At 61.1% G+C, this 19,387-nt stretch carries 23 protein-coding genes; 14 read left to right on the forward strand and 9 right to left on the reverse strand.

Annotation, left to right across the window (positions count from 1 at the left end; all coding sequences use genetic code 11):
- Positions 1–4: 4 nt before the first annotated feature.
- The gene (gene greA, locus ABUH87_RS01940; protein WP_367768570.1) at positions 5–481 is read left to right on the forward strand and encodes a transcription elongation factor GreA; all 477 of its coding nucleotides are present in this window, start codon (positions 5–7) and stop codon (positions 479–481) included.
- Here the strand turns inward: greA and ABUH87_RS01945 are convergent.
- The 6 genes from ABUH87_RS01945 to ABUH87_RS01970 all read right to left on the reverse strand — a co-directional run bounded on the left by ABUH87_RS01945 (position 474) and on the right by ABUH87_RS01970 (position 3,133).
- A complete protein-coding gene (locus ABUH87_RS01945; RefSeq protein WP_367768573.1) occupies positions 474–977 on the reverse strand; it encodes a GNAT family N-acetyltransferase in 504 nt (167 codons plus the stop codon). The genes greA and ABUH87_RS01945 overlap by 8 nt on opposite strands.
- Positions 974–1,195: a DUF4170 domain-containing protein gene (locus ABUH87_RS01950; protein ID WP_367768575.1), complete on the reverse strand. Its 222-nt coding sequence runs from the start codon at positions 1,193–1,195 to the stop codon at positions 974–976. The genes ABUH87_RS01945 and ABUH87_RS01950 overlap by 4 nt, the downstream gene beginning before the upstream one ends.
- A 79-nt stretch (positions 1,196–1,274) precedes the next feature.
- Complete coding sequence (locus ABUH87_RS01955) at positions 1,275–1,904, reverse strand: hypothetical protein (RefSeq protein ID WP_367768578.1); 630 nt, start codon at positions 1,902–1,904, stop codon at positions 1,275–1,277.
- Between the two features lie 26 nt (positions 1,905–1,930).
- On the reverse strand, positions 1,931–2,224 hold the full coding sequence (locus tag ABUH87_RS01960; RefSeq protein ID WP_367768581.1) for a hypothetical protein: 294 nt from the start codon (positions 2,222–2,224) through the stop codon (positions 1,931–1,933).
- Positions 2,221–2,604, reverse strand: a complete 384-nt coding sequence (locus ABUH87_RS01965; protein ID WP_367768585.1) for a phage holin family protein — start codon at positions 2,602–2,604, stop codon at positions 2,221–2,223. Before ABUH87_RS01965 ends, ABUH87_RS01960 begins: the two co-directional genes overlap by 4 nt.
- A 25-nt stretch (positions 2,605–2,629) precedes the next feature.
- Positions 2,630–3,133: a hypothetical protein gene (locus ABUH87_RS01970; RefSeq protein ID WP_367768591.1), complete on the reverse strand. Its 504-nt coding sequence runs from the start codon at positions 3,131–3,133 to the stop codon at positions 2,630–2,632.
- A 188-nt stretch (positions 3,134–3,321) separates the two neighbouring features.
- Here ABUH87_RS01970 and eno point away from each other — a divergent pair, with 188 nt between their 5' ends.
- On the forward strand, positions 3,322–4,608 hold the full coding sequence (gene eno, locus ABUH87_RS01975) for a phosphopyruvate hydratase (RefSeq protein WP_367768597.1): 1,287 nt from the start codon (positions 3,322–3,324) through the stop codon (positions 4,606–4,608).
- Between the two features lie 96 nt (positions 4,609–4,704).
- Here eno and ABUH87_RS01980 read toward each other — a convergent pair whose 3' ends face one another.
- The gene (locus tag ABUH87_RS01980; protein ID WP_367768602.1) at positions 4,705–5,577 is read right to left on the reverse strand and encodes an HpcH/HpaI aldolase/citrate lyase family protein; all 873 of its coding nucleotides are present in this window, start codon (positions 5,575–5,577) and stop codon (positions 4,705–4,707) included.
- Between the two features lie 41 nt (positions 5,578–5,618).
- Entirely contained in the window at positions 5,619–6,497 is an 879-nt protein-coding gene (locus ABUH87_RS01985; RefSeq protein WP_367768605.1) for an SDR family NAD(P)-dependent oxidoreductase, read from the reverse strand.
- A 467-nt stretch (positions 6,498–6,964) separates the two neighbouring features.
- Between ABUH87_RS01985 and ABUH87_RS01990 the strand changes: the two genes are divergently transcribed.
- The 8 genes from ABUH87_RS01990 to ABUH87_RS02025 all read left to right on the forward strand — a co-directional run bounded on the left by ABUH87_RS01990 (position 6,965) and on the right by ABUH87_RS02025 (position 14,798).
- Positions 6,965–8,314: a long-chain-fatty-acid--protein ligase gene (locus tag ABUH87_RS01990; protein ID WP_367768608.1), complete on the forward strand. Its 1,350-nt coding sequence runs from the start codon at positions 6,965–6,967 to the stop codon at positions 8,312–8,314.
- Positions 8,311–9,732 carry an acyl-CoA reductase gene (locus ABUH87_RS01995; RefSeq protein ID WP_367768611.1) on the forward strand — a complete coding sequence of 474 codons (1,422 nt, stop codon included), beginning with the start codon at positions 8,311–8,313 and terminating at the stop codon, positions 9,730–9,732. Before ABUH87_RS01990 ends, ABUH87_RS01995 begins: the two co-directional genes overlap by 4 nt.
- Positions 9,733–9,912: 180 nt before the next feature.
- The gene (locus tag ABUH87_RS02000; protein ID WP_367768614.1) at positions 9,913–10,143 is read left to right on the forward strand and encodes a biotin/lipoyl-containing protein; all 231 of its coding nucleotides are present in this window, start codon (positions 9,913–9,915) and stop codon (positions 10,141–10,143) included.
- 49 nt (positions 10,144–10,192) lie between these two features.
- On the forward strand, positions 10,193–10,741 hold the full coding sequence (locus tag ABUH87_RS02005) for a peroxiredoxin (protein ID WP_367768620.1): 549 nt from the start codon (positions 10,193–10,195) through the stop codon (positions 10,739–10,741).
- Positions 10,742–10,832: 91 nt separating this feature from the next.
- Complete coding sequence (prfB, locus tag ABUH87_RS02010) at positions 10,833–11,960, forward strand: peptide chain release factor 2 (protein WP_367768626.1); 1,128 nt, start codon at positions 10,833–10,835, stop codon at positions 11,958–11,960.
- A gap of 58 nt (positions 11,961–12,018) precedes the next feature.
- Positions 12,019–12,768 (forward strand): class I SAM-dependent methyltransferase, encoded by a 750-nt coding sequence (locus ABUH87_RS02015; protein ID WP_367768632.1) that lies wholly within the window; start codon positions 12,019–12,021, stop codon positions 12,766–12,768.
- 33 nt (positions 12,769–12,801) lie between these two features.
- Complete coding sequence (locus ABUH87_RS02020) at positions 12,802–14,208, forward strand: NAD(P)H-dependent flavin oxidoreductase (RefSeq protein ID WP_367768635.1); 1,407 nt, start codon at positions 12,802–12,804, stop codon at positions 14,206–14,208.
- Between the two features lie 116 nt (positions 14,209–14,324).
- The gene (locus ABUH87_RS02025) at positions 14,325–14,798 is read left to right on the forward strand and encodes an SH3 domain-containing protein (protein ID WP_367768637.1); all 474 of its coding nucleotides are present in this window, start codon (positions 14,325–14,327) and stop codon (positions 14,796–14,798) included.
- Positions 14,799–14,879: 81 nt separating this feature from the next.
- On the opposite strand, the gene ABUH87_RS02030 is transcribed toward ABUH87_RS02025, so the two are convergent.
- Positions 14,880–16,076, reverse strand: a complete 1,197-nt coding sequence (locus ABUH87_RS02030) for an acetyl-CoA C-acyltransferase (RefSeq protein WP_367768640.1) — start codon at positions 16,074–16,076, stop codon at positions 14,880–14,882.
- A 259-nt stretch (positions 16,077–16,335) separates the two neighbouring features.
- Here ABUH87_RS02030 and ndhC point away from each other — a divergent pair, with 259 nt between their 5' ends.
- Genes ndhC through ABUH87_RS02050 form a run of 4 tightly spaced genes read left to right on the forward strand, consistent with a single transcriptional unit; the run spans position 16,336 to position 19,379 of the window.
- A complete protein-coding gene (ndhC, locus tag ABUH87_RS02035; protein WP_367768644.1) occupies positions 16,336–16,710 on the forward strand; it encodes an NADH-quinone oxidoreductase subunit A in 375 nt (124 codons plus the stop codon).
- Positions 16,707–17,264 (forward strand): NuoB/complex I 20 kDa subunit family protein, encoded by a 558-nt coding sequence (locus ABUH87_RS02040; RefSeq protein WP_367768646.1) that lies wholly within the window; start codon positions 16,707–16,709, stop codon positions 17,262–17,264. The genes ndhC and ABUH87_RS02040 overlap by 4 nt, the downstream gene beginning before the upstream one ends.
- A gap of 7 nt (positions 17,265–17,271) precedes the next feature.
- A complete protein-coding gene (locus ABUH87_RS02045) occupies positions 17,272–18,162 on the forward strand; it encodes an NADH-quinone oxidoreductase subunit C (protein WP_367768649.1) in 891 nt (296 codons plus the stop codon).
- A 2-nt stretch (positions 18,163–18,164) separates the two neighbouring features.
- Positions 18,165–19,379: an NADH-quinone oxidoreductase subunit D gene (locus ABUH87_RS02050; RefSeq protein WP_367768652.1), complete on the forward strand. Its 1,215-nt coding sequence runs from the start codon at positions 18,165–18,167 to the stop codon at positions 19,377–19,379.
- Positions 19,380–19,387 lie beyond the last annotated feature (8 nt).

Consider the following 19,387-nt stretch of genomic DNA (forward strand, 5'->3'; position numbering starts at 1 on the left):
AGCGATGGCCAGTATCGAGAAGTTGCCGATGCTCGCGGAAGGCTATGAAAGGCTGACCGCCGACCTAAAGGCGCTGCGTGAAGAGCGCCCTCGCATCGTTGATGCGATCGAGGAGGCGCGTGCTCACGGCGACCTGTCGGAGAATGCGGAATATCATGCTGCGAAAGAGCGGCAGGGGCAGGTTGAAGCCACGATCGCTGATCTGGAGGACAAGATCAGCCGAGCGCAGATCATTGATCCGGCAACACTTTCCGGCGACAAGATCATCTTCGGCGCGACAGTCACTCTGCTCGACGATGATGACAAGCCGGTGAAGTATCAGATCGTCGGTCCGTATGAGGCAGACGCCAAGGCCGGCCGGATCAGCTACAACTCGCCTTTGGGCAAGGCGCTGATCGGCCGGAAGGTGGACGACGAGGTCGAGGTGACTGTCCCGTCCGGAGACAAGTTTTTCGTGGTCGAGAAAATCGAGTTTATTTGACCGCCACGGCCAGCTGCGATGTCGCGGCTGGCGTGAAAACCTTGCTCATCGCATAGTTGTGGATCGGAACACCGTCGAGGAGGAAATCCTGACGGTGTTCGACCTTGTAGCCGCCCGCTTCGAACACGGGGCGGGCGAGTTCGCTTGCTTCCGTATAGAGCATAGACAGTCCCACGGACCGGGCGAAGGCGCTGGCCTCTTCGACAAGACGCAGAGCATGCCCCTGCCGAAGGTGGTCAGGGTGGCAGTAAAGCATGTCGAGGTGCCCGTCGGCTTCCAGGAGCGCGAAGGCGACTGGCTGGCCATCGGACGCCACGGAGACCGTGATGCGATCTCCGAATCTATGCCATTCCAGCCATTCTTCGGTGTCGCGAATACGTCCAGCCCAAGCCGCAACCTGAGCTGGACTATACGCTAACGGACCAACCCGCGTAATCGACGAGAGGTGAATATTGCGGAGCGCGTGTTGATCGCCCGGCCGGAAGGTGCGGATCACTCGCCCGGCAGATCGGGTTCGAGCAACCGGTGCAAGTGGACAATCACGTACTTCATTTCGGCGTCGTCAACCGTGCGCTGCGCGTTCGCGCGCCAAGCATCTTCAGCTGAATGGTAGTCCGGGAACACGCCAACCAAGTCGAGTGAATTGAGGTCAGCGAATTCGAGCGTGCGCGGATCTTTGACCCGTCCGCCCATAACGAGGTGGAGCTTCTGCATGGAGAGGACCGATTCCTGTCTTAATCAATACGGCCCCCTAACCGTTCGCCGGGGCGATGCGCAAGCGTCAGGCGGAACCTCAGGCGCGAACCCTTGCCTTTAGGTCATGCGCCTTGTCCATAATCCGGTCGGCAATGCTCTCAGGGGCTTTGGGGTGACCCAGCAGCTTGCCGGACTGGACGCGCGCCTTGTCTCCCAGTTGGCTCAGGCGTTCCGACGCTCGGCTACCGAGGTTTTCCGCCCGTTCAGCGGCTGAATGCCCCAGCTGCTCTGCGCGCTCGGCTGCGGCGTGGCCCCAGACACTCGCAGTGCCAAGCGCAGCGACGCTGAGCTTCTCTGCCTTGGTCATCGCCCGCTCGCCGAGATCTTCGGCGCGATGAGCGAGGACACCAGCCTTCTTACGAGCCACGGCTCCTCCATCCTCCGCCCGGTCCAGAGCATCCTTACCGAGCGCGAGCGCTGCGGCAGTGCCTGCCTCGGCCATCCGGTAGGCCCGCTTGGCCAGTTTGCGGCTGTAGCTGCGCGGGATGAGCGCACTGATTGCGAACCCCAAAGCCACGCCGCCTGCCACTGTCATCACGGGATGCCTCTTAACGAAGCTTAGCGCCTTCTCCGATGAAGTCTCGGGTTCAGAACGTGCCGGCAGCGTAACGACATTGTTGGAGGTCGCTTCGCCATCATTGGTCGGGACGACTTGGTTCTCGGTCACACATACCTCGCAAGATTTAGGTGCTACTAACGACGCGGCCCGAGGAGTTCGTCGAGCCAGCCGATGATGGGATTACGCAAGATCCAAAGCATCAGTGCGGCGATAGTTCCGCCAATCACTCCGGGGTGCTCTTGCGCTACGTCAGCGGCCTCATCGAACACGACCTTCGCCTTCTCGACCGCTTCGTCGGCCACTCTCCCGGCTACGCCTCGCGCTTCAAGATCGAGCTTGACCTGAGCGAGCCGCGTATCGAATGCGGCCTTTGTCCGGTCCCGCAGGGCCTTGTCGGCGAGCACCTTGCTCTCTGTGCCCGCCATCATGCTGCCTTCTCCTCTCCCACGACCGCCATCATCCGATCATAACGCTTCTTAGCGCGCAGAAGAAGGAAGCCGGCCAAACCGAGCAGCCCGAGCGTCACCAGGGCAGTCGATCCCCAAGCGGTAAGCAGAGGGGCCAGTGCGATCACAAGCCCAACTACCAGCGCGATGGCTGCGAAGAAAAGCACAACCAGCGCTGCAATGCCGAGAACCGCTATGCTTTTCGCCGAGTTAGCGGTGTAGGCTGCACGCGATTTCTGGAACTGGAATTCTGCTTCCGCGTAGGCGCGTGCGTCCTGCGCTAGCTGTTGGAGGTCCTCGTTGAGCGAGCGTTCCCTCGCCTCGCTCAGCAAGGGAGCGGCCGCCGGATCGATTTCCTGCATGTCCAGGCTACTGGTAATGACGCGCTTACTTCAGCACGCGGCCGATCAGGTAACCCGCTGCGGCAGCCATGCCGAGTGCAAGAGCCGGACTCGTCCGCACGAACTCAATCGCGTCGTCGCCTAGTTCGTCGAGGCTCTTCTCGTCCAGCCGCTTGGCGGTGTCCTGCACGGACTGTGCCGCGTTGCGCGCGTAATCGCCATACTTGACGCCGACTTTCTCATCGAGTGCTCCGGCATTCTCGGTGATCAGCTGGCCTAGGCTGGATAGTGCCGTGCACGCCTTGCTCTTCCCATCATTGGCAAAACCGAAGGCCTTGTCCTTATACTCGTCAGAGCGGACCTTTGCTTCGCCTGAGAGTCCGTCCTTCTTCTGGTACAGCTTCTCGCGGTACTCGCCTGCACGGCTTTGCGCCTCTTCACCCAAGGCGCGGGCGCCCGCCAGCGCTTCTTCCATGGCCTTGGCGAAGTGGTTCTTGGCGGCATCGGTTCCGCTAGCAGTCGCGCCCGGGTTCGCTACAGTCTCGACCATGGTCCATCCTCCTGAATCTTGCCCCGCTCATAAGCAACGGTGCGGCTTGTCCGCAATGTGTAACACAACGTGAGCTTCCTTGCTGCAACGCAACTTGTCAGGGAAAGTTCCCCTGCTAAGAGCGCGGCAGTTCCACCGCGCGACCTCGCGCGAAGCCGGGCCGATGCCCAACAAGGAGTGTGAGCCGCATGACTGCAATCATCGACATCCATGGCCGCGAGATCCTCGATAGCCGCGGAAACCCGACTGTCGAAGTCGATGTTCTGCTCGAGGACGGCAGTTTCGGACGGGCCGCGGTGCCTTCGGGCGCGTCCACAGGCGCACATGAGGCTGTCGAGCTGCGCGACGGCGACAAGGGGCGTTACCTCGGCAAGGGCGTTACCATGGCAGTCAACGCCGTCAACGACGAGATCGCAGAAGCGCTTGTGGGGATGGACGCCGAGGACCAGCGCGACCTGGACCTCGCCATGATCGAGCTTGACGGTACCGAGAACAAGGGCCGTCTGGGAGCCAATGCAATCCTTGGCACCTCGCTCGCCGTGGCGAAGGCAGCAGCCGACGCGCGCGGCTTGCCGCTTTACGCCTATGTCGGCGGCGTTTCCGCACACGTGCTGCCGGTGCCGATGATGAACATCATCAACGGCGGCGAACATGCCGACAACCCGATCGACTTCCAGGAATTCATGATCATGCCGGTTGGCGCGGACTCCATTGCAGAGGCCGTGCGCTGGGGCGCCGAGATCTTCCACACTCTCAAGAAAGGTCTGCACGAGAAAGGCCTCGCCACGGCTGTCGGTGACGAGGGCGGCTTCGCCCCGAACCTTGCCAGCACTCGCGATGCGCTCGACTTCGTCATGGCGTCAATTGAGAAAGCCGGCTTCAAGCCCGGTAGCGAGATCCAGTTAGCGCTCGATTGTGCTTCGACCGAGTTCTTCAAGAACGGCAAGTACGAGATCAGCGGTGAGGGGCTTTCGCTCGAGCCTGAGGCCTTCGCTACCTATCTCGCTGACCTTTGCGACGCATACCCCATCATCTCGATCGAGGACGGCATGAGCGAGGACGACTTCGAGGGCTGGAAGGCGCTGACCGACAAGGTCGGCGGGAAAGTGCAGCTGGTCGGGGATGATCTGTTCGTCACCAATCCGAAGCGGCTCACGATGGGTATCGAGAAGGGCTTGGCCAACTCGCTGCTGGTCAAGGTCAACCAGATTGGTTCACTCACCGAGACGCTGGAGGCCGTGTCGATCGCGCAGCGCAACGGCTATACAGCCGTCATGTCGCACCGCTCGGGAGAGACCGAGGACGCGACAATCGCGGACCTGGCGGTTGCAACCAACTGCGGTCAGATCAAGACCGGCTCGCTCGCCCGCTCGGACCGGCTCGCGAAGTACAATCAGCTGATCCGCATCGAGGAAGAGCTCGGCAGGTCTGCGCACTATGCAGGTGCCAAGGCGTTCGGAAAACTGAGCGTCTGATCGCACGCAGCCTTCGGTCATTGCGGGAGAATGCGGGGAGTGAGGGCGTGGCCTTCACTCCCTCTCCCGCGAGAAGCCGCCAAACGTACGCGCCGGTCAGCCGTTAGCGGTAATAGCTTCTGACACGGCCACCAGTCGCCGAGCCTGCTCCAGGTGAAGCAGTTCGGCCATTTTACCGTCCACCTTGATGGCGCCTTTGCCGGTGTTCTCGGGAAGCGAGAACGCCTGAATCACCGCATTGGCCCAGGCCAAGTCTGCCTCGCTTGGCGAGAAGACCGTGTTGCACGGTTCGATTTGTGCGGGATGGATAAGGCTCTTGCCATCGAAGCCGAACATCAGTCCCTGACGGGCTTCGGCCTCGAAGACTTCCAGATCACGAAATTCGTTGCATACGCCGTCAAGGATGGCGACGCCGTTTGCGCGTGCGGCAGCCACTGCCATGGACAGAAATGGAAGGAAGGGTGTGCGGCACGGCGTCAACTGCGCGCGCATTTCTTTCGCCAGATCGTTGGTGCCCATGATCCATAGCGAGAGGCGGGTGGTTCCAGCCATTGCCGCAATTGCAGGCAAGTTGGCCACGGACGCGCAGGTTTCGATCATCGTCCAAAGCTGCACGTGCGCTGGAGCACCTGCCAGCGCTCTCTCATAAGTGGTTATGTCCTCTGGGCCATTGACCTTGGGGACGAGTACGGCGTCCACCTTTGCTCCGGCAATGGCGGCGAGATCTGCCTCGCCCCATTCGGTATCCAATCCGTTGGCGCGGATGGCCACCTCACGGTGGCCGAAACCGCCTTCGTTTACCGCAGCCACTGCCGCGGCCCGCGCTTCTGCCTTCATCTCCGGTGCGACGGCATCCTCAAGATCGAGGATGACCATGTCGCATGGCAGGGCTCGCGCCTTGGCGATGGCCTTGGCGTTAGAGGCGGGGAGATAAAGCGCGCTGCGGCGCGGACGCAGGTTCGTTTCCATCGGCGCGTGCTAGCGTGATTGGCGGCGAACTCAAAGACGGCTCAGTAGCCAAGCGTGCTCAACAGTGCCTCGCTTTCGTTCCAGAGGCGCGCTGCTGCCTCATCATCGCGGCCCTGAGGAGCGATGGGCGCCTCTGCGAGATCGTGGAAGTAGCGTCCGCCGTCCTTGCCGCCTTCCTCCGACGTCGCCAGCCAGAAGATTGTGCGCGCGGCGTCGGCGGGCTGCAGGCCCTTGTCTGCATTTGTCGTGAAATGCTCCTGCATCGCTTCGTCGCCATGGCTGGCGAAGTTGGAGTGCACCATGCCCGGGTGCATCGCTTGCGCCACGATCCCTTTCTGCGTGAGGCGGCGGTTCAACTCCCGCGTGTAAAGCACGTTGGCGAGCTTCGCCTGGCAGTAGGCTGCACCGGCAGGGCCATTACGGAACATGAGGTCGTCCCAGTTCATGCCGGGGCAGTACTCGTGCGCCAGCGATGAAACTGCGATAACACGGACGGCGCCGGGCGCACGGGCAGCGGCGGCATGCTCCAGCAGCGGCAGCAACTCACGTGTGAGGAGGAATGGGGCGAGGTGGTTGGCAGCGAATGTCGCCTCCAGACCTTCCTTTGTGGTATAGATCGCGTCGCGCACACCGCCGGCATTGTTCACCAGAACGTCGATACGGTCGGTAAGGCCTGCAATCTCAGAGGCGATGCGTTTTACCTCGCTCATTTCGCAGAAGTCGCCGCGCAGGAAATCCACTTTGGCCCCAGGTGCTGCGACACTTCGGATCTTTGCCTTTGCCTGCTCGCTGCGGCCCGGATCCCTTCCGATGCCGATCACGTGCCACCCGTCACGCGCGAAAGCCTCCGCACTGGCAAGCCCTATACCGGAGCTTGCACCTGAGATGACGACCACGCGATCTGGTGCAACTGCATTCATGGATTGGAACTCCTCAATGGGTTTGGTCCGCTGATATGGCGGTGGTGTGGCTAGCCGATCACCAAAAGTTGGGCGGGCACGTCAGCCCATCAGCACGGCATCCGGTCATCGACCTTGGCAGAAGCGACGAAGCAAGCAGGCGGGTCATGTGGTGGGTGGGTGTTCAGCCCCATCGGTGCTTAGCGCGCCGCGCATACGGCTGAAGCCGAGTGCGGGAAGCCCAACCAAGTACATCATCACATCTCTCCATTCGGCCTTGTTCTTTTTTGCGCGGCCTGGGCTCTTGTAGAGATAGCTTCGCGTTAAAGGCAACGGCGATGAGCGCTCGTTTTCGAATGGAGGAGGTTCACGCCTGCTCGTTCGAAAACGCTTGCTCCCAACATCGAATCATGAAAAACGAAACTCACAAGGTGCTATTAATGAGTCGATGCCCTGGCGCCAAGCAAACAGTGTAGGGGAAGAAGATCATGGGAAAGAATGTCGATCGGCTGGTGGCCATGCTGGAAGAGGATGATTGCTACCAACATTCCGCCGAAGAGCTTCTGGAGACACAGATCGCCGCCCTTGATGAGCGGCTGCAGGATCGTGTGGAGCGCATCCGTCTGGTAGGCTTCCGAGCAAGAGACGCCGAGATCTCGGCGATCCGGCGCCTGGAAGACGCCGTGCCTCTTTTGCTGCCGCACACGGCCTACAAGTCCTATCCCGAGAGCTTTCTGTCTGGCGGGAAATGGGACAAGCTGACGAAGTGGCTGGGCACGGTTTCAAGCTACCCGACCGATAATGTCGATCTCACCGGTGTTGAAAATATCGACCAGTGGGTGGAGGCGTGCGGGCGCGCGGGGCTGTATGTCTCTTGCTCCAGCGGCACGACCGGCAAGTCGGCGATGCTGGTCGCGTCTCGGGCGGATCTCGACTTCGTCAGCCGTGACGGTGTCGACGCCGTGGAGTGGGGCTCGGATATCCGCACGGGCGACATGCGCACGCCGGCCGGTGCAGCCAGTGCCGTGGCCTACACGCCGCGCAATGCGGCTACGGGGCAGGCAATGATGCAGGCGTTTGTCGATCCTTCGGCGCCCCGCTTTGACTCTGGCTTGCCGCCTGTCACCATCGGTTCGCTGATGAAGATGGTCCTGTTGCGCAAGGCGATCGCCGATGGGAACGCCAAGCCCGACGAGGTGGCAGCTTTTGAAGCGGAGTCAGCTGGCCGGCAGGCCGCTCTCGATGCAGCCCAGCAGGGCGCGGTTGAGGACATCATCGCGAAGCGGGGGCAGCGGCTCTACATCACCGGCATGTGGGGCGCGCTTTACCCGTTTGCGAAGGCCGTGCGGGAGAGAGGTTTCAGCGGAAGCGACTTCCATCCCGAGAATGGTTTGTACGTCGGTGGCGGCCTGAAGCGGGCGCAGCTGCCGGACGACTATCGCGAGTTCATCTACGAGACGTTCAATCTCCACCCGCGATTCATTTATCATATGTATGGCATGCAGGAGTTGAGCTCTTCCATGCCGCGTTGCCAGGCGGGGCACCGCTATCACGTGCCGCCATGGGTTGTGATGCTGCCGCTCAACAAGGAGGGCGACGCGCTTCTCGAGCGCAAGGGCGAGATTGAGTGCAGAGCCGCGTTCTTCGACCTATCGCTGGATGGCCGCTGGGGCGGCGTGATCTCGGGAGACCGAATTCACGTTGATTTCAGCCCCTGTGCCTGCGGCTCCAAATCACCCTCAATCCGCGATGATATCGCACGCTATGCTGACCTTGAAGGTGATGACAAGATCGGCTGCGCAGGAACCGTTGACGCCTACGTAAGGGGGCTTTCATGAGCCAGGTTCAAGAAATGAAGCCAGAAGAAGCCGCGATCTCCGCACCGTTCTTCCTGCGTGGCGAGGTGCTCTTCGGAGACGATGTGATCCAGAAATCACGGGATCTGGGAGTGACTTTCGCGACGCCCAAGATTCCCCTCGATAAAGCGGTCGCTCCCCGGACCGAGGTGCCGCCGCTGCTTAATGTACCGCTTGCGGAGATCGTAGACTTCCTGGTCGAGACCGGCCAGCGGCTCCTCGCTCCGGATAACACGTATATGCAGGAGTGTGTTGAGCGGATGTGCACGACGCACATCCTGCCGCGCGCGGTGGTCGAGAACTCGGTGCACCACGCCGCAAGCTACCTCGACAAGCGTGTGCTCATGGCCGAAGTCGAGCAGAGCTTCCCCGATCCGCGAGCGCTCGACACATGGGTGCCCAAGCAGGATTTTACCGGCCGCAAAAGCTTCGTCAGAGCCTTCGCGCCACGCCTGATCCACGTGATGCCGGGCAACTCTCCTGGCGTGGCGGTGAAATCGATCGCCCAGGGTGCGATGGTCAAGGCGGTCAATCTGTTCAAGATGCCTTCGGCCGACCCGTTTACCATGGTGGCGATCCTGCGCACGATGGCGGACATAGATCCGAACCATCCCATCGTCCGATCCATGTCGGCAGTGTACTGGCGTGGCGGTGACGACGCAGTGGAGCGGGTGCTCTATCGGCCCCAGTACTTCGACAAGATCGTTGCCTGGGGCGGTGGCGATGCGATCAACAACGTCATCAAGTACTTGGGCCCAGGCTTTCAACTCGTTTCGTTCGATCCGAAGACGTCGATTTCGATGGTCGGCAAAGAGGCGCTCGCGGACGAGGCCACGATGGACCGCGTGGCCGACCTGTGCTCGGCGGACGTGATGACGCTGAACCAGGAGGCTTGCGTTGCGAGCCGGTTCCAGTTTGTGGAGGGGCCTCAGGAGGAAGTGGATCGCTTCTGCGAGCGCCTTCATCACCATATCGCCCGCCGCGCGGCTGCGAGCGGAGACATACGCCCGCTCGACATGGACATGCGCGAGCAGGTCGAATCCATGCTGATGATGGACGACGAGTATGGCGTATGGGGGCGCACTGACGGCAAAGGCCTCGTCATTCGCTCCGACGAGCCGGTCGACTTCCACCCCATCAACAAGACTGCAAACGTGGTGCGTGTAGATTCGCTTGACGATGCGGTGAAGTGGATCAATGTTGCGACGCAGACCGTCGGCTTCTATCCGTTCGATCGCATGGCTGACTACCGTGATCGGCTGGCTGCCGGCGGGGCTCAGCGGATCGTTCATCTTGGCGAGGCAGGGCCTTCCACCATCGGCAATCCGCATGACGCGATGTATCCGCTGCACCGGTTCGTCCACTGGATGGCGCACGAGGATGGTACGGCCCCTGTTTGAACGTCCTCTGCTACGATCTTGTGAGTGGAGGCGAAGCATCGCCGTGCCGTAATTTGGCAAGCCCCCTCGGGTCGTTTCCATCGGGGGCTTGCCTGCGGCGCCGTATGCGCTACGCAAACGGACGATAATTACACCGGTCGTGACTGACCGGCTCATCCGCTACAAGAGGATCGAACAGACATGGCCGTTGAAATCCTGCTCCCCAAGATTGGCTTCTCGATGCAGGAGGGCCAGATTGCTGAGTGGCTCGCAAAGGATGGTGACCAGGTCACCGAAGGACAGCCGCTGTTCTCGCTTGAGGCTGACAAGTCTACCAACGAAGTGGAAGCCCCTGCGTCGGGTACCTTGAAAATCACCGCATCCACGGGTGAGACTTACGAGGTCGGTACGGTTCTCGGCTATATCGAATAAGTTGCTTCCAGGACTGGACGCGGTCAGTAACCGGGTCCAGACTACCGGAATGCGCACGATCCTAATCGCATTCACTGCATTCGCCGCCTTGGCACTGCCCGGGGTGGCGAATGCCGATTTGCCCATCGGCGCCAAGGCTCCGGCTTTCAAGGCCAGTGCTGCGCTTGCGGGCAAGGACTTCACGTTTGACTTGCGTACGGCGCTGCGCAAAGGACCGGTCGTCCTCTACTTTTATCCCAAGGCTTTCACGCAAGGCTGCACGCTGGAAGCTCACGCTTTTGCGGAAGCGGCGCCTCAGTTTGCGAAGCATGGCGCATCAGTAGTCGGAATGTCCGCGGACGACCTGCCGACATTGCGCAAGTTCTCGACGGAGGCCTGCCGGGACAAATTTGCGGTCGGGGTTGCAACGCCGTCCCTGATCGAAGCCTACGATGTCGCTTTGAAGCGGCCCGGCATGGCTTCCGAGATGACTGACCGTACGAGCTACGTGATTGCGCCGGATGGCCGTATTGCGTTCGTCCACTCTGATCTGGACTATCGAGACCATGTCCGGCTCACACTTGAGGCTGTAAAGGCGCTCAAGTCAGGCAAGCGTTAGCCGACGCGCAACCGACTGCCGCGCGGTCGCTTTACAATCCTGGCCGCTTCGCTAAGCGAGGCGATCCCCTTTGTTCTGGAGTTATGCCGTCATGCGTGCCGAAGGGCAGGCCCATATTGAGCGTATTCACAAGGCGATGGCGCTCGTCCGCAAGTTCCTTGACTGGGACCGCGCCGTGCGCAGGCTCGACGAGTTGAACGCTCGCGTGGAGGATCCCACCCTTTGGGACAAGCCCAAGGAAGCCGAAGCCGTGATGAAGGAGCGTCGGCGGCTCGAGGCTTCGATCGGAGCGGTGAAGGAGATCGAGGGCGAGATGAACGACGCGGTCGAGTTCATCGAGCTTGGTGAGATGGAAGGCGACGCCGCCACCGTCGATGAGGGACATGCGACGCTCGCGGCTCTGGCCGAGCGTGCCGATCGCGACAAGGTGCAGGCACTGCTGGCCGGCGAGGCCGACGGCAACGACACCTATCTTGAAATCCACGCAGGCGCCGGCGGGACGGAGAGCCAGGATTGGGCAGAGATGCTCCAGCGCATGTACACCCGCTGGGCCGAGCGCAAAGGCTACAAGGTAGAACTGGTCGACTATCACGTGGGCGAGGCCGCCGGGATCAAGAGCGCGACGCTCCTGATCAAGGGTGAGAACGCATACGGCTATGCGAAGACGGAAAGCGGCGTGCATCGCCTGGTTCGCATCAGCCCCTACGACAGCTCCGCGCGGCGTCACACCAGCTTCTCCAGCGTCTGGGTCTATCCAGTGATCGACGACAGCTTCGAGATCGACATCAACCCGGCGGATCTCAAGATCGATACCTATCGCGCCTCGGGCGCGGGCGGTCAGCACGTGAATACGACCGACTCAGCCGTTCGCATCACACACCAGCCGTCCGGCATCGTTGTTGCCAGCCAGATCGATCGCTCGCAGCACAAGAACCGTGAAATTGCCATGGGCATGCTCAAGGCGCGTTTGTTTGAAGAAGAGATGCAGAAGCGCGAGGCGGCGGCCAGCGCCGAGCATGCCAGCAAGAGCGATATCGGCTGGGGGCATCAGATCCGCTCGTACGTGCTCCAGCCCTACCAGCAGGTGAAGGATCTGCGCACCGGTCTTGTTTCGACAGCGCCTGGCGATGTGCTCGATGGCGAACTCGATGCGTTCATGGCAGCGGCGCTGTCGCAGCGGGTTTCGGGCGAACAGGTTGAGGTAGAAGACGTCGACTGATGCGGACCCGGCAAGGAGTGTCTTTTGCCAAGCAGCAAGTGAGCCGCTAAGGGGCGGCATGCCTGCGCGTAGAAGCATCTTTCTGTTTGCCGTTCTGGCATTCACCGGGGTGATCGCCGGCTGTGACAAGCCGCAGGACGATGGCCGCTTGTCCAGCGCGCGCGCCTTCCCTCGCGCCGATCGTCCTGTGTCAAATCTCGGCGCCAACGGCTTCTCGTCCGAGACTGAACGCGATAGCGTCAACGAGGCGCAGACGGTCATGGATCTGGCGGATATCACCGAGGGCATGTCCGTAGCGGATATTGGCGCGGGCGAGGGGTACTATACAGTCCGTCTGGCGCAACGCGTGGGCTCCGAGGGACGTGTGCTTGCACAGGACATTGATCCGGACGCGGTGCGTGATCTGGGGCTGCGGATCGAACGCGAACGCCTTGATAACGTCTCGATCAAGCTGGGCGCTGAGGATGACCCGCGTCTGCCGGCCAACAGTTTCGACAGGGTCTTTCTCGTCCATATGTACCACGAAGTGACGGAGCCTTACGCGTTCCTGTGGCGCTTGCGACCAGCGTTGCGCAAAGGGGGCAGCGTGATTGTGGTCGACGTGGATCGACCCACCGACAGTCACGGCATCTCGCCCGCCTTACTTTTCTGCGAATTCGAAGCGGTGGGCTTCCGTTTGGCCGAATTTGTGCGTAAGCCCCAGATGCAAGGTTATTATGCGCGTCTTGAGGCGGCGGGACCCGCGCCTGCGCCTGACGCGATACGTCCGTGCCGTTTGGCTGGCAGCGCTCCGGCCGCAGCAAGCTGAACAGGCGCGCTCCAGAGGAAAGACGAAGGAAAGATGGGTTTCAAGGGTCTCAAGCCGATCATTTACGGCGGCCGCGAAGTTTGGCCGTTGGTGGAAGGCGGTAAGGGCGTGTCCGCGACCAATCACGCAAGTTCGGGAGCGTGGGCGGCGGCAGGCGGCATCGGCACCGTAAGCGCGGTGAATGCCGACAGCTACGATGCCGAGGGGAAGATCGTCCCTCAGATCTATGATGCACTCACCCGCAAGGAACGCCACGAACAGCTGATCCGATACGCGATCGACGGCGGCGTGGAACAGGTGCGCCGCGCCTACGACATTGCCGGGGGCCAAGGTGCGATAAACATCAACGTTCTTTGGGAAATGGGCGGCGCGCAGGCCGTGCTTGAAGGCGTGCTTGAGAAGACTCGCGGGATGGTTACCGGCGTGACCTGCGGGGCCGGCATGCCTTACAAGCTGTCCGAGATCGCGGCCCGTTTTAACGTCAATTACCTTCCGATCGTCAGCTCAGGCCGAGCCTTTCGTGCTCTTTGGAAGCGCGCCTATCACAAGGTCGCGGACCTCATGGCAGCCGTGGTCTACGAGGATCCCTGGCTTGCCGGTGGGCACAACGGCCTCTCCAACGCAGAGGACCCGAACAAGCCCGAGGACCCCTATCCCCGCGTCAAGGCGCTGCGCGACACCATGCGCAAAGAGGGGATCTCGGACGACGTGCCAATCATCATGGCGGGCGGCGTCTGGTACTTGCGCGACTGGGAGGACTGGATCGACAATCCGGAACTGGGATCGATTGCATTCCAGTACGGAACTCGCCCCTTGCTCACCCATGAGAGCCCGATCCCGCAGCAGTGGAAGGATGCTCTGCGCGACTTGGAGCCCGGCGACGTTCTTCTGCATCGCTTCTCACCAACGGGCTTCTATTCCTCGGCCGTTCGCAACCCGTTCCTGCGCAACCTGGAGGCTCGTTCGGACAGGCAAATTCCGTACTCCAAGGTGGAGGCGGGTGAGCACACGGTTCGCCTGGATGTCGGAGTGAAAGGCAAGAACTTCTGGGTTACCCCGCGTGATCTGGAACGGGCTCGCGCCTGGGCGGCAGAAGGTCACACCGAAGGGCTGCGCACTCCCGATGATACCATCGTGTTCGTTGACTCGGTTGAGCGGGACGTCATCCGCAAGGATCAGGCGGACTGCATGGGCTGCCTCTCACACTGCGGGTTTTCGTCTTGGAAGGACCATGACGACTACACTACGGGGCGCCTCGCCGATCCTCGGAGCTTCTGCATCCAGAAGACACTGCAGGACATCGCGCACGGTGGCCCGATCGATGAGAACCTGATGTTCGCAGGGCATGCGGCTTACAAGTTCAAGCAGGATCCGTTCTATTCGAACGGCTTTACCCCTTCGGTAAAGCAGCTTGTCGACCGTATTCTTACCGGCGACTGAGTGGCCGCTGTCGTGAGTGGGCGCCGGCTAAGCGTGTGCTCAGGAGGCTCTTGGCGCACACTGTTCCGACACAAGATGCCTTGAAGCCGGCTCCAAGGCAGGGTTATGCATCGCGAATGATTGCACAGCGCCTCTGCCTGCTTGTCGCCGCCGTGTTCTGCGCTTTAGCCGCCCCTGCTCGGGCGGAGGAGGACGGAGTACCATACTGGGCGTCGATTGACGCCGAAATTGCGAACATGCGCGTCGGCCCAGGAGACAGCTATCGTATCTCCTGGGTGTATCGTCGCCAGCATCTGCCGGTGAAGGTTGTACGCAGGGAAGGGCCGTGGCGCCTGATCGAGGATCCCGCAGGTGACCGCGGATGGATGCGCGACCTGCTATTGTCGCGGCAACGCAGCGCCATCGTAAAAGGTGAGGGGCTTGCGGAAATACGCGCTGCGCCCACGGCGACCGCAGGCCTGCAGTGGCGCGTGGAGCCAGGCGTGGTGGGACTGTTGGGCGAATGTGAAGCCGGGTGGTGTCAGTTCGACGTTGCCGGGCACAAGGGCTTCGCTCCCGAGGGGCGCTTATGGGGCGCCGGTGCACCCTGAGGACAATTCGACGGCTATAAAGAAAAGCTCCCCGCCCCAAGGGGCGAGGAGCTTCCAAAAGACCACTTGGCTTTTGCGAGCTTAGTTGAGTTCAACCGCGACGGCTGTCGCTTCGCCACCGCCGATGCAAAGGCACGCGATGCCGCGCTTCAGGCCCTTCTCCTTAAGGGCGCCAAGCAGCGTGACGATGATCCGGGTGCCCGATGCGCCGATCGGATGGCCCAGAGCCGTGGCACCGCCATGGACGTTGATCTTGTCATGCGGGATTCCAAGATCGTGCATCGCGAACATTGCGACGCAGGCGAAAGCCTCATTGATCTCGAACAGATCGACGTCCGAGATATCCCAGCCAACCTTCTTGAGCAGCTTGGTGATCGCGCCGGCAGGAGCTGTGGTGAACTTGGCCGGCTCCTGCGCGTGTGCAGATACACCAACCACGGTGGCAACCGGAGTTACGCCCTTGTCCTGAGCGATGCTCTGCCGGGTCAGAACAACTGCCGCGGCGCCATCGGAGATCGAGCTGGAGCTGGCAGCGGTGATCGTCCCTTCCTTCGCGAACGCAGCCTTCAGCTGCGGGATCTTGTCAGGCTGGCCCTTGCCGGGAGCTTCATCCGTGTCGATCACAATTTCGCCCTTGCGGGTCTTCACGGTGACCGGGACAACTTCGCTTGCAAAACCGCCGCTCGCAATTGCGGCCTGCGCACGACGCAAAGATTCAATGGCGTAAGCGTCCTGCGCCTCGCGGGTGAGTTGATATTCGTCGGCCGTGCACTGCGCGAACGAGCCCATCGAACGGCCTTCCTCGTAGGCGTCTTCGAGGCCGTCGAGGAACATGTGATCATACAGTGTGTCGTGACCCGCACGGGCGCCGCCACGATGTTTCTTGGTCAGGTAAGGCGCGTTGGTCATGCTCTCCATGCCACCCGCGATCACCATGTCGATCGTGCCGGCGGCCAGTGCCTCCGCACCCATGATGACCGTCTGCATGCCGGAACCGCAGACCTTGTTCACGGTCGTGGCCTGAACGGACTTCGGCAGACCTGCCTTCAGCGCGGCCTGGCGCGCGGGTGCTTGGCCAAGGCCCGCGGGAAGAACGCAGCCCATGTAGATGCGCTCGATGTCATCACCTGAGACGCCCGCGCGCTCTACAGCTGCCTTCACCGCAGTAGCGCCCAGGTCCGTGGCGCTGACGTCGGCCAGTGCGCCCTGCAGTCCCCCCATGGGGGTGCGCGCATAGGAGAGAATAACAATCGGGTCTTCGGCGGAAATCTGTGCCATGAAACGCCTTTCAGTGCTTGCTGTCGGACAGGACTTGTGAGGTCGCATAATGCTGCATTGCGGCAATGGCAATCCGCGCCGACTTGCATGTAAGGATTGATTGCTGAGCCTCCCAGAGTTGCGCCGGCATGCACCGTAACGCGTGCCTTGGCTGTGCTTTTCACTTCACGAATAGCAGGCAGCTGCCAGCACGGGCTTGCGCGCCGGTCCCGGCAGGACTAGGGCCCTGCTCAACCGGTTAACACAACGAGTCAGAGCCTTGGTCGACCTCTCGGAATACCTGCCGATCCTCATATTCCTGTTCATCGCACTCGCGCTGTCGAGCGCGTTTGTGTTTCTGCCGATGGGGGTCGCGCGCCTGACGGGCACGCACAATCCCACTGCTGACAAGCTCAGCGAATACGAATGCGGCTTCCCTGCGTTCGAGGATCCGCGCAGCCAATTCGACGTGAGATTCTATCTCGTCGCGATTTTGTTCATCATCTTCGATCTCGAAGCAGCGTTTCTGTTTCCGTGGGCCGTTTCCCTCGACCTGACGGGCTGGCCGGGCTGGATCACTATGATGGTATTCCTCGGCGAACTGGCGATTGGCCTGATTTACGCGTGGAAGAAGGGGGCTCTGGACTGGGCATGACGGACGTCGCGCAATTTCGTAAGGACGGTCACCTGCCGGAAAGTCAGGTGACGCTTCCGGATCAGGGTTTCTTCAACGGGCTCAATCAGGAGGTGTCCGACAAGGGCTTCCTCGTGACTTCGACCGAAGAGTTGTTTCAGTGGGCTCGCACAGGCTCGCTGTGGTGGATGACTTTCGGTCTCGCCTGCTGTGCGGTTGAAATGATCCACGTCAACATGCCGCGCTACGATATGGAGCGCTTCGGCGTTGCGCCGCGTGCATCGCCGCGCCAGTCGGATGTGATGATCGTGGCGGGTACCTTGTGTAACAAGATGGCTCCCGCGCTACGCCGGGTTTATGATCAGATGTCGGATCCCAAGTACGTGATCTCAATGGGTTCGTGCGCTAACGGTGGTGGCTACTATCACTACAGCTACAGCGTTGTGCGCGGGTGCGACCGGGTGGTTCCAGTCGATATCTACGTTCCTGGCTGCCCACCGACCGCTGAGGCGCTGCTATACGGCGTGATGCAGTTGCAGCGCAAAATCCGTCGCATCGGCACGCTCGAAAGGTAAGTCGACGATGACCGTCCTGCATTCCGCTCCAAAGATCGCTCCGAACGACGGGGTGCGCGAGGCTCTCGCGGCCGCCCTGGGCTCCTTAGTGATCGACACCAAGGAGGAGTTTGAAGAGATCGTCATCACGGTGCAGCGCGATCGCGTCGAGGACGCGTTGCGTCTCCTGCGAGACGAGCATGAGTACCAGATGCTCATGGAGATTGCCGGAGCGGACTATCCGTCGCGGGCTGAGCGTTTCGAAGTGGTCTACATGCTGCTGTCGCTCACCAGGAATCACCGCATCATGGTAAAGGTGCGCGCGGCAGAGAATACTCCGGTGCCAACGGTGACGACTCTCTGGCCCGTCGCTGGCTGGCTGGAGCGTGAGATTTTCGATCTCTACGGCGTGATCTTCGCGGGAAATCCCGACCTTCGCCGAATTCTTACCGACTATGGCTTTGAAGGGCATCCCTTCCGCAAGGATTTCCCTCTCACCGGTTACGTCGAGGTCCGCTATTCCGAAGAGGACAAGCGTGTCGTCTACGAGCCCGTGCGTCTGGATCAGGACCTGCGCACTTTCGACTTTATGAGTCCATGGGAAGGCGCGGATTACCAGTTGCCCGGTGATGAGAAGGCTGTGCCGGCTCCTCCGCCGGTCGCAGAGGTGAAGACGACGGATTCTCCGAAACAGACAGGTGCTGGTGAGAAGACCGATGCGAAGGCGGCTGAGAAGGTTGCGCCAAGTGTCGGAACGAGTGGCACAATCTCGGGGCAGGGGCAGAGTGAACCGGCTCCCGTTACGAGCTCTACTCCTGAGCCAGGCGCGCCTAAGCCGACTGCAGATCGCCCGGACAGGCCGGCTGACGGAGCGGCCAGCGCGAATGAGGGTACAGGCCCCGCACCCGAAGGTAGCTGATTATGAGCGGACTTTCCCTTGAGCGCTCGCCCACGACACAGGGCGATGCGATCGATAACTACACGATCAACTTTGGCCCCCAGCACCCTGCAGCGCACGGTGTGCTCCGTATGGTCATGGAGTTGGACGGCGAGGTTATCGAGCGTGTCGATCCGCACGTCGGACTGCTCCACCGCGGCACAGAGAAGCTGATCGAGCATAAAACCTATCTTCAGGCTTTGCCCTATTTCGATCGGCTCGATTACTGCTCGCCGATGTGCATGGAGCACAGCTATGTGCTGGCGATCGAGAAGCTCCTGAACCTTGAGGTTCCCATTCGGGCGCAGTATCTGCGTGTCCTCTTCGCCGAGCTGACACGCATCAAGAATCATATGCTCAACATCGGCAGCCACGTCATGGACGTGGGGGCGATGACGCCAAACCTGTGGCTGTTTGAGCTTCGTGAAGACTGCATGAACTTCTACGAGCGGGCTTCGGGTGCTCGCATGCACGCAGCCTGGTTCCGGCCTGGCGGCGTGCATCAGGACGTGCCGCTCAAGCTGCTGACGGACATCGGGGACTGGCTCGACACGCGTCTGCCCGAGCTGTTCGAGGACGCGATGAGCCTTGTCACAGGAAATCGCATCTTCAAGCAGCGCAACGTCGATATCGCGAAAGTGAGCCGCGACGACGCAATTGCCTGGGGCTTCTCCGGTCCGATGATTCGTGCGGCGGGTATTCCTTGGGATATCCGGAAGAGCCAGCCCTACGACGTCTACGACCGGATGGATTTCGAGATTCCCGTCGGTACCAATTCTGACTGCTATGACCGCTTCATGGTGCGTGTGGAAGAAGTGCGGCAGTCGGCCAAGATCATCAAGCAGTGCTTGGCTCAGATGCCAGAAGGGCCCATTGCTTCGACAGATCGGAAGATCGTTCCACCGAAGCGTGCCGAGATGAAGAGCTCGATGGAGTCTCTCATCCACCACTTCAAACTCTACACCGAGGGTTTTCACGTACCCGCAGGTGAAGTCTACGTTGCTACCGAGAGCCCCAAAGGGGAGTTCGGTGTCTATTTGGTTTCGGACGGTTCGAACAAGCCGTACCGCTGCAAGATCCGGCCAACAGCGTTCTCGCACCTTCAGGCGATGGACATGATGTGCAAAGGGCACATGCTGCCCGATGCCACAGCCATCCTTGGCGCGATCGACGTCGTTTTCGGAGAGTGCGACCGGTAGACCTTTGT

Source organism: Novosphingobium rhizovicinum (genome assembly GCF_040813635.1).
GTDB lineage: Bacteria > Pseudomonadota > Alphaproteobacteria > Sphingomonadales > Sphingomonadaceae > Novosphingobium > Novosphingobium rhizovicinum.

What these genes read in the sequence shown, in the direction of transcription:
- ABUH87_RS01950 (WP_367768575.1), bottom strand. Translation starts at nt 1,195, where the DNA reads ATGCAGAAGCTCCACCTCGTTATGGGCGGACGGGTCAAAGATCCGCGC.
- ABUH87_RS01980 (WP_367768602.1), bottom strand. Translation starts at nt 5,577, where the DNA reads ATGGAAACGAACCTGCGTCCGCGCCGCAGCGCGCTTTATCTCCCCGCC.
- ABUH87_RS02015 (WP_367768632.1), top strand. Translation starts at nt 12,019, where the DNA reads ATGCCTGCGCGTAGAAGCATCTTTCTGTTTGCCGTTCTGGCATTCACC.
- ABUH87_RS01960 (WP_367768581.1), bottom strand. Translation starts at nt 2,224, where the DNA reads ATGATGGCGGGCACAGAGAGCAAGGTGCTCGCCGACAAGGCCCTGCGG.
- ABUH87_RS02000 (WP_367768614.1), top strand. Translation starts at nt 9,913, where the DNA reads ATGGCCGTTGAAATCCTGCTCCCCAAGATTGGCTTCTCGATGCAGGAG.
- ABUH87_RS02030 (WP_367768640.1), bottom strand. Translation starts at nt 16,076, where the DNA reads ATGGCACAGATTTCCGCCGAAGACCCGATTGTTATTCTCTCCTATGCG.
- greA (WP_367768570.1), top strand. Translation starts at nt 5, where the DNA reads ATGGCCAGTATCGAGAAGTTGCCGATGCTCGCGGAAGGCTATGAAAGG.
- ABUH87_RS02025 (WP_367768637.1), top strand. Translation starts at nt 14,325, where the DNA reads ATGATTGCACAGCGCCTCTGCCTGCTTGTCGCCGCCGTGTTCTGCGCT.
- ABUH87_RS02040 (WP_367768646.1), top strand. Translation starts at nt 16,707, where the DNA reads ATGACGGACGTCGCGCAATTTCGTAAGGACGGTCACCTGCCGGAAAGT.
- ABUH87_RS01970 (WP_367768591.1), bottom strand. Translation starts at nt 3,133, where the DNA reads ATGGTCGAGACTGTAGCGAACCCGGGCGCGACTGCTAGCGGAACCGAT.
- ABUH87_RS01995 (WP_367768611.1), top strand. Translation starts at nt 8,311, where the DNA reads ATGAGCCAGGTTCAAGAAATGAAGCCAGAAGAAGCCGCGATCTCCGCA.
- eno (WP_367768597.1), top strand. Translation starts at nt 3,322, where the DNA reads ATGACTGCAATCATCGACATCCATGGCCGCGAGATCCTCGATAGCCGC.
- ABUH87_RS02045 (WP_367768649.1), top strand. Translation starts at nt 17,272, where the DNA reads ATGACCGTCCTGCATTCCGCTCCAAAGATCGCTCCGAACGACGGGGTG.
- prfB (WP_367768626.1), top strand. Translation starts at nt 10,833, where the DNA reads ATGCGTGCCGAAGGGCAGGCCCATATTGAGCGTATTCACAAGGCGATG.
- ABUH87_RS02005 (WP_367768620.1), top strand. Translation starts at nt 10,193, where the DNA reads ATGCGCACGATCCTAATCGCATTCACTGCATTCGCCGCCTTGGCACTG.
- ABUH87_RS01990 (WP_367768608.1), top strand. Translation starts at nt 6,965, where the DNA reads ATGGGAAAGAATGTCGATCGGCTGGTGGCCATGCTGGAAGAGGATGAT.
- ABUH87_RS01985 (WP_367768605.1), bottom strand. Translation starts at nt 6,497, where the DNA reads ATGAATGCAGTTGCACCAGATCGCGTGGTCGTCATCTCAGGTGCAAGC.
- ABUH87_RS02020 (WP_367768635.1), top strand. Translation starts at nt 12,802, where the DNA reads ATGGGTTTCAAGGGTCTCAAGCCGATCATTTACGGCGGCCGCGAAGTT.
- ABUH87_RS01965 (WP_367768585.1), bottom strand. Translation starts at nt 2,604, where the DNA reads ATGCAGGAAATCGATCCGGCGGCCGCTCCCTTGCTGAGCGAGGCGAGG.
- ABUH87_RS02050 (WP_367768652.1), top strand. Translation starts at nt 18,165, where the DNA reads ATGAGCGGACTTTCCCTTGAGCGCTCGCCCACGACACAGGGCGATGCG.